This window comes from Nonomuraea sp. B19D2 (assembly GCF_040137845.1).
In the GTDB taxonomy this organism is placed as follows: Bacteria; Actinomycetota; Actinomycetes; order Streptosporangiales; family Streptosporangiaceae; genus Nonomuraea.
Genome location: NZ_JBEFAK010000016.1, coordinates 166,482 through 180,157, shown reverse-complemented (window position 1 = coordinate 180,157; position 13,676 = coordinate 166,482). Strand labels below are relative to the sequence as shown.

Here is a 13,676-nt window from a genome sequence, read left to right as displayed (position 1 = left end):
TTGAGTGCAGGAGGCGGAGATACTCGCGGTCACGCCGCTCACGTCTGAATCGTCCGTAAGCTGAGCGTGTGTCCCCCGCTTGAGGGCCATGCTCGGCGAGGAGGTCGAGGGCCTGGCACAGAGGGTCTCAACAGTCCTGTTGAACCATGCCACGGTCAGCTCGATCGGGTTGCGGTGAGTACGGCGATGTCACGGTCGAAGCAGACGATGATGTGGCCTTGTGGGGTGGCAGCGACGGCGTTGACTGAGTCGAGGAATTCGATGTCAGGGCTGATCTTGTCGAAGGTGGTGAGGCTCCATGCCGCCACCGTTCTGTGGCTGGCGGCAACTGCGATGGGGTGGCCGTCGATCGTGGTGGCGGCGAGTGCGACCACGGTTCCCATGGAAAGCTGGCCGATCTGCTGAGCGGTGGCGACGTCCCATACCTTCATCGGTCGGTCGCGCCAGTCGTCGTTCGTGGTGATGGCGATGGCGCGTCCGTCCACGATGGTGGCAGCCACGAGGCGTACCGGTTTGCCGTTGCTACCGGTGGTCTGGAGTCCGGTGTCGCGGTTTACGGTGAGGTCACGGACCCGGAAGCCGCCGCCCCACCGTCCGAGGACGGCGACGGGCTGGTCGTCGAGCGTGGTGGTGGTGAGGTCTTGTACCCATCGATGGTCGCTCTTGCGTGGGTTTCCGGTCTCTTCGCCGGTGCGGAGATCCCATACCCGGATGGTCTTGTCGTCGCTGGCGGTGATGGCCCGGGGTGGGTCGCCCGTGTTGTCGGCCGCGACCGCGGTTATCGGGAGGCGGTGGGTGGTCAACGGTGCTCCGGCCGCTTTCCCCAGTGCGAGGTCCCAGAGGTGGACATTGCCGTCCTTGCCTCCGATGATCGCCACCGCGCGACCGTCCACTTGGGTCGCGGCCACGGCAGTGACGGCGCCGGTGTGGTCCGTGAGTGGCTGGCACACCTGATCGCCGGTGTCCAGGTCCCATACTCGTACGGTTTCGTCATCGCTGCCGGTGACCGCCACCGGTCGGCCAGCCACTGAAGTGGTGGCCACCGCCGTGATCGCGGCGTCGTGGCGAACTGGCTTGTCGGCCGGTTGGCCGACGACCAGATCGGACACCCGGACCGACCCGCCGTCGCAACTCGACACCACCACCTGCCGGCCGTCCACCACTGCCGTCGCCACCGCGTGCACCGTGCGGGGATGCTGAGGGAACAGCTCACCGACCAGCTCGGCCGTTTTCAGGTCCCACACCTGGATGGTCGGCTCATTGCGGTTGCAGGTGATCGCCACCAGTCGGCCGTGTACGACCGTGGTCGTCACGGCCTCCAAGTCCGCAGATCGGGGGAAGTCACCGACCGGCAGTCCGGTGGCTAGGTCCGACACGCGTGTGGTCGTCTGGTAGCCACCGGAGACGACCACCAGATGGCCGGCAGTCAGCTCCGCTACCGCAACCGCGCTCACGTGTCCACTGTGGCCAGTGAACGGGCTGCCCACCAGATCACCGGTATCCAGGTCCCATACCCGGACCGTTCGGTCGCCGCCCGTGACAGCCACCCAGCGGCCGTCCAGCACCGCGGTCGCCACCGCGTACACCGGGCCGGTGTGGCCGCGGATCGGTGCCATCACCTCCTGCCGCGTTTCCAGGTCCCATACCCGTACCGTCGTGTCGTAGCAACCGGTGACCACCACCTGGCGGCCATGGCGTTCCGCGATCGCGAGGGCCATCACGTTGTCAGCCTGAAGGTTGAACGGCTCGCCCACCGGCCTGCCGGACGCGAGTTCCCACACCCGTACGGTGTCGTCGTCACCACCACTGACCACAACGGGGCGACCGTCCAGAACGGACATCGCCAGCGCCCGCACCGCGTTCGTGTGACCAGCCCATGGGGCGCCGACCCGCTCGCCGGTTGACAGATCCCAAACCCGTACTGTTCTGTCGCCGCCCCCGGTGACCGCTACGGCACGGCCGTCGAAGACCGCGGTCGTCACCGGCGACACCCAATTGGTGTGGCCGTCGGTGGCGCCCAGCGGCGGGCATGACTTCACGCCCTTCGGCAGCAGACTGGTCCAAGTTGGCTGCACACGCCAGGCAGCAGGACGAACAACCGGTACCTCATGGCGGGACAGAGACGACATGCCGCGCATAGTAGTTGCTGGCACCGGGACGCGTCTCCAAGAAACCCGGGGCGGTCGTTTTCCCGGGTTGGCGGTGCGTGGCCTGGGGCGATCGACGGTCCATGGCTTTGCTCCTCAGACTCCGCCCACTGGGCAGTGTCGGACCCAGGGCCGTAGGAGGAGGCGTATTGAGGCGTGATCGCCATGCCATTGAGGGCGGTGAACAGCGGTGAGGAGGTGGTCAAGGCCTTTGAAGTCCGTAGGGTTGCATGTGTAAAGGGGCAACCGGTTGGCGATAGCCACGCACGCGATCATGAGGTCTGCGGTTCGGGGACGAGGTTTGCGCCCTGAGGCGATGACAGCGGTCCACAGCCGGCCGTACTCGCGAGCAGCAGACAGGAGGCCGGCTTCCGTCGCTAGGCTGAATTCGCACGTGATGGACAGGAGGCTGAGGTGGCCAAGACGACGCTGACCGAGACGATGGTGGCCGAGGTGATGGCCGAGCTGGCCGAGCTCGAGGACCCGAAGACACGCGAGGTGAACGAGAAACACGGTGACGATCACGGTGTGAACCTCAGCAAGCTGCGCGCGCTCGCGAAGCGGCTGAAGACGCAGCAGGAACTCGCGTGCCGGCTCTGGGGGACGGATGACACCGCGGCGAGACTGCTGGCGATCCTGATCTGCCGCCCGAAGGCGTTCGAGCGTGACGAGTTGGACGCCATGTTGCGCGAGGCGCGCACACCCAAGGTGCACGACTGGCTCGTGAACTACGTGGTGAAGAAGAACCCGCACTCCGAAGAGCTGCGCCTGGCCTGGTCCGCCGATCCGGATCCAGTGGTCGCGAGTGCCGGATGGGCGCTGACCACCGAACGCGTGGCGAAGAAGCCCGAGGGTCTCGACCTCGCAGGGCTGCTCGATGTCATCGAGGCGGAGATGAAAGACGTCCCGGCTCGCCTGCAGTGGGCGATGAACCACTGCCTGGCTCAGATCGGGATCGAGCATGCTGAGCACCGCGCCCGTGCAATCGACATCGGTGAGCGCCTGCAAGTGCTCAAGGACTACCCGACTTCCCCGGGCTGCACGTCTCCTTTCGCGCCCATCTGGATCAATGAGATGGTGCGCCGACAGCACGGGTCGAGGCGGCCCACTTGACACCAGCCACCTAGGCGACGTGGAAGGTGGTCGTATCCCCTGTCGGCGTGGCACCATCGGCAGCAATGGCTGAATTCGCGCCCACAAGCCATCCGGCACGATCCACAGGAGCTGCTCGCCTTTCCTCGCACCGTGATCGACTCGTAGACGATCACCACTATTTCTAAAATCGATGCTGATCCTGCTGGTCGTCGGCTGCTCATCCGCAAACCCCCGAACCCCCGATCATCGTGCCCTCTTCCGACACGCCGAGGCCTGGCCCGAGACGCGGCGGGACGGGGCTGTAGAGGAGGAGACGGCGGGCGGTCTGTCGCATACGGGCGTAACGGCTGTACAGCAGCGCCGTACAGCAACATCGCCTTTCGCGATCGCGTACCGCCGCACCGCAAGAACCTCGTGAGCAGCGCGGGATTTCTTCGATGAGGCTCTTGCCTTGCCCCTACGGATCGGCAGGTTAGGGATTCGCGTCCTCTCGGTCGCGCGTAACGGAGGCCCTGGTTGGCTCAGCGATGACCAGGGCTTTTCGCTCGTAGATCATGTTTCGGCGTCCGGCGGTTGTCGGACGATGCCGGTTCCTTGTTGGCGCAGGTTAGAAGGGGCCGCTCTCCGGATAGCCAGCCTTTATGACGGCCTTGCGGGTCTTCGCGTTGAGTTTCTTCTCGCTGATGACCTTGCCCGCCGCCGGTGCAGTGATCTTCACCTTGGCGCCCCAGTTCGAATACTTGGTATCGGTGTGGAAGACCATCTGGTCATAGGCCGAGGTGTCGCCGTCCGGGTAGGTTGTCGTGTCGACGACCGTGCGGGTGAGCAGGTTGTGTTCATCGAAGTACAGGTGGAACTCGACGTTGCCTTCCCCGGCGGACTTGTCGTGCCGGAAGTCAGCGAGTGTGGCGGTGCCGTGATATTCGCCGGTCGCCACTTCTGATGCGTTGGCCAGCATGAACTGCAGTTCCGCTGGAGTGACCCCCATGTCGAGAACAGCGTTTTCGTGCCCACTGGCCTTCGACTGGATCCAGGAACGACCGGAAGGCAGCGCCTTGGCGATGCCGGCGTTGGTCACGTAAGCGTTTCTGCCCTCCGCGATGACCCGGTAGGGAGGGTTGAACCCTTTCTGGCGTGCGGACATGCGGACACGGAGGTCGGCAGCCGCTACGTTGCCTTTGCCGAAAGCCAGGGTGCCGGCCGTATGGGTGTTCACCTGTACCTGCATAGCCCGGTCGTCGGCGGTGAAATCGAGGGTGATGCCGCTTGATTCGGTGATCTTTACGCCTTTGCCCGGGGCCAGTTGGGCCTTCAGGGATTTCACCGGGTCCACCGGAGCGGCCTGCACGGATGCGACGGATGCCGCCTGAGCGGGTACGGCCACCACGCAGACGGCCGCGGCCGCGGCCACGAGGCCTGCGGAAAAGAGCTTCATTAGCGTCCTTGCTTGAGTGGATATAGCAGGGAAAAGAGTAAGAGGGTGGTGTTGGCGAAATAAGGGATGTCTTGTAACGATTCTGCGCAGACCGGGGATCCCCAGTGGTGATAACCCTCGATGCAGGCGGACGGGGTCGTCCTTGCGTCCGCTCTCGTATTTTCGGGTTAGGGCTGGCAGAGGTGGCCATCTCCAGGAAGGCAAGCCGCTGTCCGGCACGCTGCGGTGAGACATCCAAGGCGCTGGTGGGGCCTCACGATGGCCGAACGTGAGGTTGGCCGCTCGACGAGTTGGCCGTTGATGAAGGTCGCGTCGGCGCCCCTGCTGCGCTGATGGTGAGCGTTCAGGCGATGCGGGTGTCGTACTCCTCGCGATTGGTGAGTACCTCGTCCATGTGCGCCTCGGCCCACACCTTGATGCCGCGCATCACGTGGTGGAGCGAGAGACCGAGGTCGGTCAGCTCGTACGTGACCGTGACCGGCACCGTCGGCGTCACGGTGCGGGTGACCAGCCCGTCGCGCTCGAGGGAGCGCAGCGTCTGGGTGAGCATCTTCTGGCTGACCCCGGCCAGCCTGCGGGACAGCTCGGAGTAGCGCATCGACCGCGACTCACCGGCGCTGTCGCCTCCGGATTGGTGCGGGCCGTCGCTGCCGAGCGCGGCCAGGATCAGCGCGACCCACTTGTCGGAGATCCGGTCGAGCAACTGGCGGCTTGGGCACTCCGCCAGGAACGCGTCGTAGTCTTCCTTCGCTTGTGCCCGCTTCTGGGCCGCCGTCGTCGTTGGCATCGACCGCACCTTCCTACCGGGGGGTGACCTACGCACTTCGAAGTGCCTACTTCCCGCTGGAGAGCTACCCACCCATAGTGAAGCAAGCCAACCGTCGAACACAAGCCACGAGGCGAAACCATGAGCATCTCTACCTTCCGCACGGCCGCCGTCCGCGCCCCGAGCGGACCCGACTCGATTGAGATCATCGACGTTCCCGTCGTCGAGCCTGGGCCCGGCGAGGTCCGGGTGAGGATCGCCGCCGCGCCGGTCAACCCCGTCGACCTCGCAGTCGCCCGCGGCCTCTTCCACGCCATGGGGCTGATCAACCAGCCCGAGCGCACCGGCCTGGGCTGGGACTTCGCCGGGACCGTCGCGGCCACCGGCCCAGGCGTGGACCTGGCGGCCGGCACCCGGGTCGCCGGCCTGGTGGTCGGCTTCGACCGCGACTTCGGCACCTACGCCGAACAGCTCGTCGTGCGGGCCTCCGACATCGCTGTCGTTCCCGACGGGCTGGACCTGATCGCGGCGTCGACGGTGCCGCTCAACGGGCTGGCCGCCGCCCAGATCCTCGATCTGCTCGGTGACGCACCTGGAGACGGCAACCAGCTGCTGGTGACCGGGGCGGCCGGCGCGGTCGGGGGGTACGTCGTCTCGCTCGCGCAGGACCGCGGCTGGCAGGTGACCGGTCTGGCCAGAGCCGAGGACGAGGAGTTCATCCGCGGCCTCGGCGCCGAGTTCACCACGCACGCGGAGCCGGGCTGGGACGCGGTCGCCGACGGTGCGGCGCTGCAGGAGCAGGGCCTCGCCTTGGTCCGCGATGGCGGGGTCTTCGTCGGCGTCCAGCCGAGCGCCGAGCCGGCCGCGGAGCGCGGGATCACCGTACATGTCGTGGTCGCGCATCCCGACGGCGCTCGACTGGGCGACCTGCTCGCCCGCGCCGCGTCCGGCGAGTTGCCGACCCGAGTGCCCGCGGTCATGCCGCTGGACCAGGTCGCCGAGGCCCACCGCGCCATGGCCAAGGGCGGGGTGCGCGGTCGCTACGTGCTCCAACCCTGACCAGCTCGCCCAGCCCGGCGCTCGCGCCCTTCACCCGCGCCAAGACCTGGGGCCCATGTCAATCACCTCGCCGACGTCAGAATTCGCCGACACATCCCCATAGCAACAAATGGAGCGACCATGATCTGGACAGCCGGTTTCCGCACCGCAGTGATCAGTCCCTACGAGCAGATCCAGCTCACCGAACCGCGCGGCTTCGCCGATCAGACGGTGCGTCAGGTGCTCCACATGGCTGGCGGCGGAGAACGCCTCCGTGTAAGCCTGACGAACCGTTACGGCCGCGCCCCCTTGACCATCGCCGCCGCGAGGGCCGCCACCGAGCACGGGCAGGCCGGCCTCACCTTCGACGGTGCCGAGAGGCTCACCATCCCGCCGGGAGAAGAGGCCGCCAGTGACCCGATTGATCTGCCCGTCGCCCCCGGCGCCGACCTACTCCTCAGCCTCTATCTCCCTGAGGAGACAGGCCTGGCCACCTATTCCCACATGCCCATGGAGACCGCTCACATAGTCGGCGGTAACCACCTCACGTCTCCCGCACTCCCTGATGCTGAGCAGGTAGAAGCCAGGTTCTACGTCTCGGGCGTCGACGTGCTCGCCCCGGACGACACCGCGATCGCCGTGGCGTTCGGCGACTCCTGGTTCGAAGGGGTCGGCTCCACGACCGGCGCGAACAACCGCTCCGTGGACTTCCTCAACCGGCGCCTCAAGCGGGGATGGGTCGTCAACCAGGGCATCGCCGGAAACCGCCTACTGCGGGACGAGGTCGGCGAGCACGCGCTGGCGCGCTTCGACCACGATGTTCTCTCGATTCCCGGCCTGACCCACGTTCTGGTGCACTTCGGCATAAACGACCTCGGCCTCCCCGGCATGTCCGGCGAGCCTCCCGCCACCTCCGACGCCCTCATCGAGGGCTTCAAGGCCCTGGCCCACCGCGCCCACCAGGCCGACCTGAAGATCCTCGCCGCCACCATCGGCCCCTTCGCGGGCGCCGTCTACCCCGGGATCAGTACCCCCGAGGGCCTCGCCGCCCGACGCGAGGTGAACGACTGGATCCGTACCACCGACACTTTCGACGCCGTCTTTGACGTGGCCCGAGCTGTCGAGAACCCCGAAGCTCCCGACTACATCGACCCCGCCCTGGACAGCGGCGACGGCATGCACCTCAACGACAAAGGCGCCCAAGCCATGGCCGACGCCGTGAACCTGGAAACCCTCGCCCTCTAGAAACCTCTTCCTTGCCCGCCTTTGTGACGAGCCCGAACGGCCGGGCTCCGAGCGCCCAGCCCGCCGACGGTTGGGCGAACCCCGAGCGTGCGCACACCTTCAGCGACAAGCAGCGCACCAAGCCGCCAGGACGTGGAGTGTGACGCGTTCGTCCTCGTCTTGAGTGTCCGGGAACACCAGATCACGACTGCTCCACGAGGGGCGATCTTGCGCCCATGCAGCATCAGAACGACTGTCCCGGCGTACTGCCACGATGAAATTTCTCAACGTTCCAGACAGTCACTCAACTGTTTATATGGGTAATGTCGACGACAATCCGCATAATGGGACATGTCCTAAATTAGGGCTCTTGTCAAGATCTGATAACTTATGTACGATCACTTCCATCGAGCCTTGGCGAAATTGGGATCGCCTGGGATTTCGTGTTCGGAGGTGTCCGTGGCTTCGAAAATCAGAGCACGAAAAATGCTCATCACTGCGGCGATTATTGCTGCCGGAATCACATTCGCAAGCCCGGCTCATGCTGTGGCCGAGACGTCTGGCGGAGGCCAGGTCACTACCAACGGTTACACGTGGTCCAATTAATATCATTAGGTCGTATTGTCGCGAGTCGACAGCTCATCGGCAAGCTTTGCGAACAAAGCCTGCCGGAGACGCAATACAGAAGGCCGTTCCTTGATTGAGATTTGCTCGCCCGCCGCTCACCTCGCCTGGAACGGGTGTTACGGGTGACCGAGCGTGCCGGCTACCCTGCCCGGTGCTGGACGGCACGCTCATCCCATTCCGGCAAGCGTAAGAAGCACGGGATGGAAGTGGATCTTCGGTAGCCAGGCGTCCTGGAGCGCCTTCGCCCAGACGCGCCGGTGGAGCAATGCCCACGAGCTGTACGAGTCCTGGGTGAGTCTGCTGCAGGACTGTGCCCGCCGCTGCGGAATGCTCGTCTGGAGCTGAAAGACGACAGAGGGCCCGGATCGCGTTGATCCAGGCCCTGCGTCGTTCGGCGTCGCGGGTCAGCCAGTGACCGGGATGTTGGTCTTCACCGGCGTCGGGGTAGGCGCGGGCTTGGGCTCGTCCTGCGGCTGCGCGACGTTCTCGTCCCACTTGATCCAGTCGTGGGTCACCGTCACGCTTTCACCCTCACTGGGGTGGGTGGGGGTCGGCGTGTTGCTCGACGTCGGCGTCGAGGTGGGTGTCTGCGTGGGAGTGGGGGTCACCGTGGGCGTGGGCGTCTGGGAAGGCGTCACCGTGGGCGTGGGCGTCTGGGAAGGCGTCACCGTGGGCGTGGGCGTCTGGGAGGGCGTCACCGTAGGGGTGGGTGTCTGGGAGGGCGTCGGCGTCGGCGTGGACTCACACTTGACCCAGAACGCCTTGTGCTTGGGCGCGCCCTTCTTCCCCTCGAAGGTCCAGAACAGCTTGTAGTGCCCGCCCGGCAGGGTCATGTCGACGGTACGGCCATGCCCGCGCTTGTCGAGGACGAGCGTGCCGCTCTTCACCGTGGTCCGGTTACCCGTGCGCGGCCAGGACTTGATCTCCCAGCTCACCTTCTGGCCCGCGTCGAAGTCGAACCCGACCAGATAGAACACGCAGCAGACCTGCGGATCGTCGCGCCGGTTGTCCTCCGGCGTTGTCCAGTTGTGCACCTTGACGGTGCCGTTGTCGCCGGGCGGCGTTCCCTGGACCGCTGCCGCCGAGGCTGTACTGGAGATGGCGAGCGCCGTGAGCGCTGCCACGGCGAGCATGAGTGCCGCTGTGAACCAGCGACGGACTGAAGAAAGTCTGGGGGGTAACACGACAGCACCTCGGATGTATGAGAGAACTGGAGCCTCACAGGGCTCATCTGTGTAAAAATGTCACACCTGCTGGCCAAAGAGCTTCAAACGTTCCAAACCGTTATCTAGCAGGCCAGACGGTTACGCGTTGTGTCGTCTGTGTCACAGAACATCAGGAGCCGATCGTGCCGCTCGATGCCCCCCGCCGACTCATCGGTGCCGCGCTCGTCGCCGTGAGCCTCGTCGCCTCGACCCCCACCGGCGTTGCCGCGTCGCCCGTCACCCTCGCCGCCGGCGCCGCGGTCACGGTGACCGCGCTCCCCGATGCCACCACGTTCACGGAGTTGAGCGGCCTGCCGCAGGACACCGACACGTACGGCAAGATGAGCGGCGTGGTGGTCCACCCCGCACGCACGGTGGCCGTTTACGCCCAGCCCGGCGGCAAGCCTGCGGCCACTCTTCCGGCGAAGCAGCTCGGCAGCCAGACCTGGGTCCCGGTGGTGGAGGCGCGCAAGGGCTGGTACCGCGTGCTCCTGCCCAGCAAGCCCAACCACGTGACCGGCTGGATCAAGGCGAAGGGCCTGAAGAAGGCGCGCAGCCGCTACCGCGCCATCGTGAAGCTGGGAAGCAGGCAGCTGACCGTGATGAACGCGAGCAAGAAGGTCGGCACCTGGACGGTGGCCGTCGGCGGCCCTGAGACGCCCACCCCGGTGGGCAGGACCTTCCTGCTGGCCCTGATGTCGCCGAAGGACAAGGCCTCCTACAGCCCGCTGATCATGCCTCTCGGCACGCACTCGCCGACGCTCGACACCTTCGGCGGCGGTCCCGGCACGGTCGCCTTCCACGGCTGGCCGGACCCGAAGGTGTTCGGCAAGGCGGTCACGCACGGCTGCATCAGGGTGCCTGCTCGCGCGCTCAAGGTGCTGGCACGACTGCCTCTTGGGACTCCGGTTCTGATCGCTCCCTGAGGATGAGGGCGGCGGCCAACCGATCTTCGCCGTGTGCCGACGCGAGTTCGCCGTTGAGGTTGGTCCGCTAGAGCCAGCCGCGTTCCTGGGCCACCAGCGAGGCCTCGCCGCGGCTGCGGGTGCCGGTCTTTCCGATCGCCGCGGAAAGGTGGTTGCGGACCGTTCCCTCTGCCAGATGAAGGATCTTCGCGACGTCGGCGATGCTCCTGCCCCGGCCGACGGCGCTCAGCACCTCACGCTCGCGCTCGCGGTCCACGGCCAGCGTGGCGATCTGGTCGCGCGCGTGCCTCAGCTCATTGTTGACGTCGAAAAGCCAGGCCAGTAGGCCGATGGCCACACTCACGGAGCCGAGCACGACCAGGTTCGGCAGCGCCTCGGCGAGGCTGCCGGTCGCCAATCCCGCCAGGACGACCCCGAGGAGGGCGAGGGCGACGACGGTAAGCGCGACCGTCCTACGGGCGAAGGCGAGGATGACGCACAGGGCGAACATCAGCAGCCAGGCGTCATCCAGGCCCATGAGCACGACCAGAGCCGTGCCCAGGGCCATCGTGGCGACGCACAGCAGCGCGCGGGGCAGCCACGCCTCCAGACGTCCGATCAGCACGAACGCCATGTACGCGGCGGCGTAGGCCACCCCGATGACCTTCGACCAGGCCGCCGTCCCGGGATCGAGCTTCGACAGTGCGTCCAGCCAGCTCGGCACCATGAGGGCGGTGAACAGCAGGCTGAGGCCGACCGACAACAGCAGGGAACGCCGGTCGGTGAACGGCGAGGCGGGCAGGAAGAGCTGCCTGACCGTTCTCATCAGCCCGTGCCCGAAGACGCCGTCGGCCAGCTTGACCACTCCATGTCGATCAGTTGCGAGCGGAGTCGTGACGGTAGCGCCAGATGACGGCGCCTGCCAGCATCACCGTCCATGCTAGGAGGATCGCCGCCGCCCGCATAGGGTCGCCGCCCATCTCCACTCCGGCCCGGCCCAGGTCGGTGAGCCAGTAGCTGGGCGTGGCACAGCCGATGTAGGCGAACCACGGGGGCAGCGCGTCCAGCGGGATGAAGATGCCGCCGAAGATGGCCAGCATGAGCATCCCGATGATGATGATCTGCTGGGTGTTCTTCTTGTTCCCGAGTTGACCGATCAGCAGGCCGAGGAGCGCGAACGGCGTGCCGCCCAGCGTGGTGAGGAGCGTCACGAAGAGCCAGCCACCCAGATCCAGGCGCACGTCCCGGAACAGGGCCGCGGCCAGGGCGACGACGATGGGAGGCGGGATCGAGACGAGCATGCCGACCGCGACCTTGCCCAGCAGGTAGCCGCTGCCGGTCAACGGTGTCAGCCGAAGTTGCCGCTGCCAGCCCGCTTCCCTCTCGTTCACCACACGGGCGCCGACCAGCATCCCGGAGATGAGAACGCCCCAACCAGCCATGGCCGGCAACAGGACGGCTCCGGGGTCGATCGCCGACTGCGGAGGCCACTGGGACTCGAAGATGACCGCCTCGAGCAGGTAGAAACCGCCGGGAAACCCGATGACGAACAAGAGGGTGCCGGGCTCGCGCAGCACCCTGCGCAGTTCCAGCGCCAGGTAACCGAGGTTCACGACCCCGCACCTCCGCTCGTACGAGTTCTGCTTGTCAGAGCGAGGAACGCCTCGTCCAGGCCCACACCCACCACCTCGACGTCACGCGCGTGCGGAAATCTGGAAAGGAGCGCCCGGAGCGTGGTGTCGGAATCTGAGCTGAGGACGGCGACCTTGTCATGGCGGATCTCCACGTTCACCACGGAGGGGAGCGCGCGCACCGCGGGTTCGTCCACCCCGGCGACCGTGGCGCGCAGCGTGCGGCCGGCCGCCAGCGACCGCACCTGGGCCACCGAGCCGTCCGCGACGATACGCCCGTCGCGCAGGAACACGACCCGATCGGCGAACTCCTCGGCCTCCTCCAGGTAGTGCGTCGCGAACATGACGGTCCGCCCGGACGAGGTGAACTCCTGCATGGAGTGCCAGAACTCGTGTCGTCGCCGTACGTCCATCCCGGCCGTGGGTTCGTCGAGCAGCAGCAGGTCGGGGTCGGCCACCAGGGCGACGGCGAACCGTACCCGTTGCTTCTGCCCCTGCGACAGCTTGGTGGATCTACGCCCTGCCAGGTCCTCGATGCCCGCCTTGCGCAGCGCCTGCCTGACCGGCATGGGGTTCTTGTGGAGGGACGCCACCATGCCCACCATCTCGGTCACGGTGGCGTCGTCCAGCAGCGCGCCCTCCTGGAGCATGGCGCCGATGACGCCCTCCAGGACGGCCTGCCGGGGCGGGAGCCCGAAGACCTGCACGGTGCCCGAGTCGGGCTTCGTCAGCCCGACGATCATGTCCACCATGGTCGACTTGCCGGCGCCGTTGGGTCCGAGGAGCGCAACGACCTCACCCGCCTCGATGGCCAGGTCCACCCCCTTGACGGCGTGAACCTCGCCGTAACGTTTGCACAACCCCTGGACGCGGACCGCGGTGTCCCGCCGTCCCGTCTTGGAACTGAACGTCTCGTCCATGCATGACAGGGTTCTTCATCTGGTTGAGGATTTCTCGGCCTCCTGTCATGACCTGGCCGTGATAACTGTCATGGAAGGGCGAATGCTTCCAGCGCCCCCAGAACGGACAGCAAGGATCACGGATCTCGATCACGCGGTTCGCCCTGTCCGCGGCTCAGGCAATTCCTGCGCGCTGTCGAGAAGCCAGTAGGCCGTCGAGCTCGGCTTGTTGCTCGCTGCTGAAGGCGCGCCTGGGAAGGAAACCCGTGAACTGTTTGCCCACGAAAAACAGCCAGAACTCGGTGCCTGTCACGATCCGCCCGAACAGCGACCACTGCATCGTGATCGTGGACTGGTCGGTCCGGCACTCGTACCCCTCGTCGGTGATCCGGAGGGTGGTCGGCACGCAGAGGTAGGCGAGCTGCCGTTTGCCGGTCCGCCGGATCGACCAGGTCAGAACGAGCGGGAAGACGGCTGCTCCGACGAGCATGCCGATGCCCATGGATGTGGCGTCGACCAGGATGCAGACAAGCCCCGCCACGACCAGGACCACCGGCAGCGCCAGATAGGCGATCTTGAGTTGCTGTCGAAGGCCCTGCCCGAGCGCTCGCGCCACTTCGTCAGGAGAGGGTTCGTATCTGACTGAGAAGTCCACCATGCCGCCTTCGTTCGTATGATGACCCATCCTTCAGGGCTCCGGTACG

Annotated in this window: 12 protein-coding genes; 4 read left to right on the top strand and 8 right to left on the bottom strand. The window is 66.3% G+C overall.

Features of this window, described 5'->3' with window-relative positions; genetic code table 11:
* Positions 1-155: 155 nt before the first annotated feature.
* Complete coding sequence (locus ABN273_RS28555) at positions 156-2,039, bottom strand: WD40 repeat domain-containing protein (protein WP_349452111.1); 1,884 nt, start codon at positions 2,037-2,039, stop codon at positions 156-158.
* A 564-nt stretch (positions 2,040-2,603) separates the two neighbouring features.
* Between ABN273_RS28555 and ABN273_RS28550 the strand changes: the two genes are divergently transcribed.
* The gene (locus tag ABN273_RS28550) at positions 2,604-3,260 is read left to right on the top strand and encodes a DNA alkylation repair protein (RefSeq protein WP_349452168.1); all 657 of its coding nucleotides are present in this window, start codon (positions 2,604-2,606) and stop codon (positions 3,258-3,260) included.
* 589 nt (positions 3,261-3,849) lie between these two features.
* On the opposite strand, the gene ABN273_RS28545 is transcribed toward ABN273_RS28550, so the two are convergent.
* Together ABN273_RS28545 and ABN273_RS28540 are read right to left on the bottom strand one after the other, a co-directional pair.
* Complete coding sequence (locus ABN273_RS28545; RefSeq protein ID WP_349452110.1) at positions 3,850-4,677, bottom strand: hypothetical protein; 828 nt, start codon at positions 4,675-4,677, stop codon at positions 3,850-3,852.
* 343 nt (positions 4,678-5,020) lie between these two features.
* Positions 5,021-5,464 carry a winged helix-turn-helix transcriptional regulator gene (locus ABN273_RS28540; RefSeq protein WP_349452109.1) on the bottom strand — a complete coding sequence of 148 codons (444 nt, stop codon included), beginning with the start codon at positions 5,462-5,464 and terminating at the stop codon, positions 5,021-5,023.
* A gap of 120 nt (positions 5,465-5,584) precedes the next feature.
* Here ABN273_RS28540 and ABN273_RS28535 point away from each other — a divergent pair, with 120 nt between their 5' ends.
* Positions 5,585-6,502 carry an NADP-dependent oxidoreductase gene (locus ABN273_RS28535; protein WP_349452108.1) on the top strand — a complete coding sequence of 306 codons (918 nt, stop codon included), beginning with the start codon at positions 5,585-5,587 and terminating at the stop codon, positions 6,500-6,502.
* Positions 6,503-6,622: 120 nt separating this feature from the next.
* Positions 6,623-7,726 (top strand): GDSL-type esterase/lipase family protein, encoded by a 1,104-nt coding sequence (locus tag ABN273_RS28530; protein WP_349452107.1) that lies wholly within the window; start codon positions 6,623-6,625, stop codon positions 7,724-7,726.
* A gap of 1,010 nt (positions 7,727-8,736) precedes the next feature.
* Here the strand turns inward: ABN273_RS28530 and ABN273_RS28525 are convergent.
* The gene (locus tag ABN273_RS28525; RefSeq protein WP_349452106.1) at positions 8,737-9,465 is read right to left on the bottom strand and encodes a hypothetical protein; all 729 of its coding nucleotides are present in this window, start codon (positions 9,463-9,465) and stop codon (positions 8,737-8,739) included.
* A 215-nt stretch (positions 9,466-9,680) separates the two neighbouring features.
* On the opposite strand from ABN273_RS28525, the gene ABN273_RS28520 reads away from it, so the two are divergent.
* On the top strand, positions 9,681-10,463 hold the full coding sequence (locus ABN273_RS28520) for a L,D-transpeptidase (protein WP_349452105.1): 783 nt from the start codon (positions 9,681-9,683) through the stop codon (positions 10,461-10,463).
* A gap of 67 nt (positions 10,464-10,530) precedes the next feature.
* Here the strand turns inward: ABN273_RS28520 and ABN273_RS28515 are convergent, their stop codons facing one another.
* The 4 genes from ABN273_RS28515 to ABN273_RS28500 form a co-directional block, all read right to left on the bottom strand.
* Positions 10,531-11,307 (bottom strand): helix-turn-helix transcriptional regulator, encoded by a 777-nt coding sequence (locus tag ABN273_RS28515; RefSeq protein WP_349452104.1) that lies wholly within the window; start codon positions 11,305-11,307, stop codon positions 10,531-10,533.
* A gap of 10 nt (positions 11,308-11,317) precedes the next feature.
* Positions 11,318-12,055, bottom strand: a complete 738-nt coding sequence (locus ABN273_RS28510; RefSeq protein WP_349452103.1) for an ABC transporter permease — start codon at positions 12,053-12,055, stop codon at positions 11,318-11,320.
* The gene (locus ABN273_RS28505) at positions 12,052-12,993 is read right to left on the bottom strand and encodes an ABC transporter ATP-binding protein (protein ID WP_349452102.1); all 942 of its coding nucleotides are present in this window, start codon (positions 12,991-12,993) and stop codon (positions 12,052-12,054) included. The genes ABN273_RS28510 and ABN273_RS28505 overlap by 4 nt, the downstream gene beginning before the upstream one ends.
* Positions 12,994-13,147: 154 nt before the next feature.
* The gene (locus ABN273_RS28500) at positions 13,148-13,588 is read right to left on the bottom strand and encodes a YcxB family protein (RefSeq protein WP_349452101.1); all 441 of its coding nucleotides are present in this window, start codon (positions 13,586-13,588) and stop codon (positions 13,148-13,150) included.
* Positions 13,589-13,676: the final 88 nt, after the last annotated feature.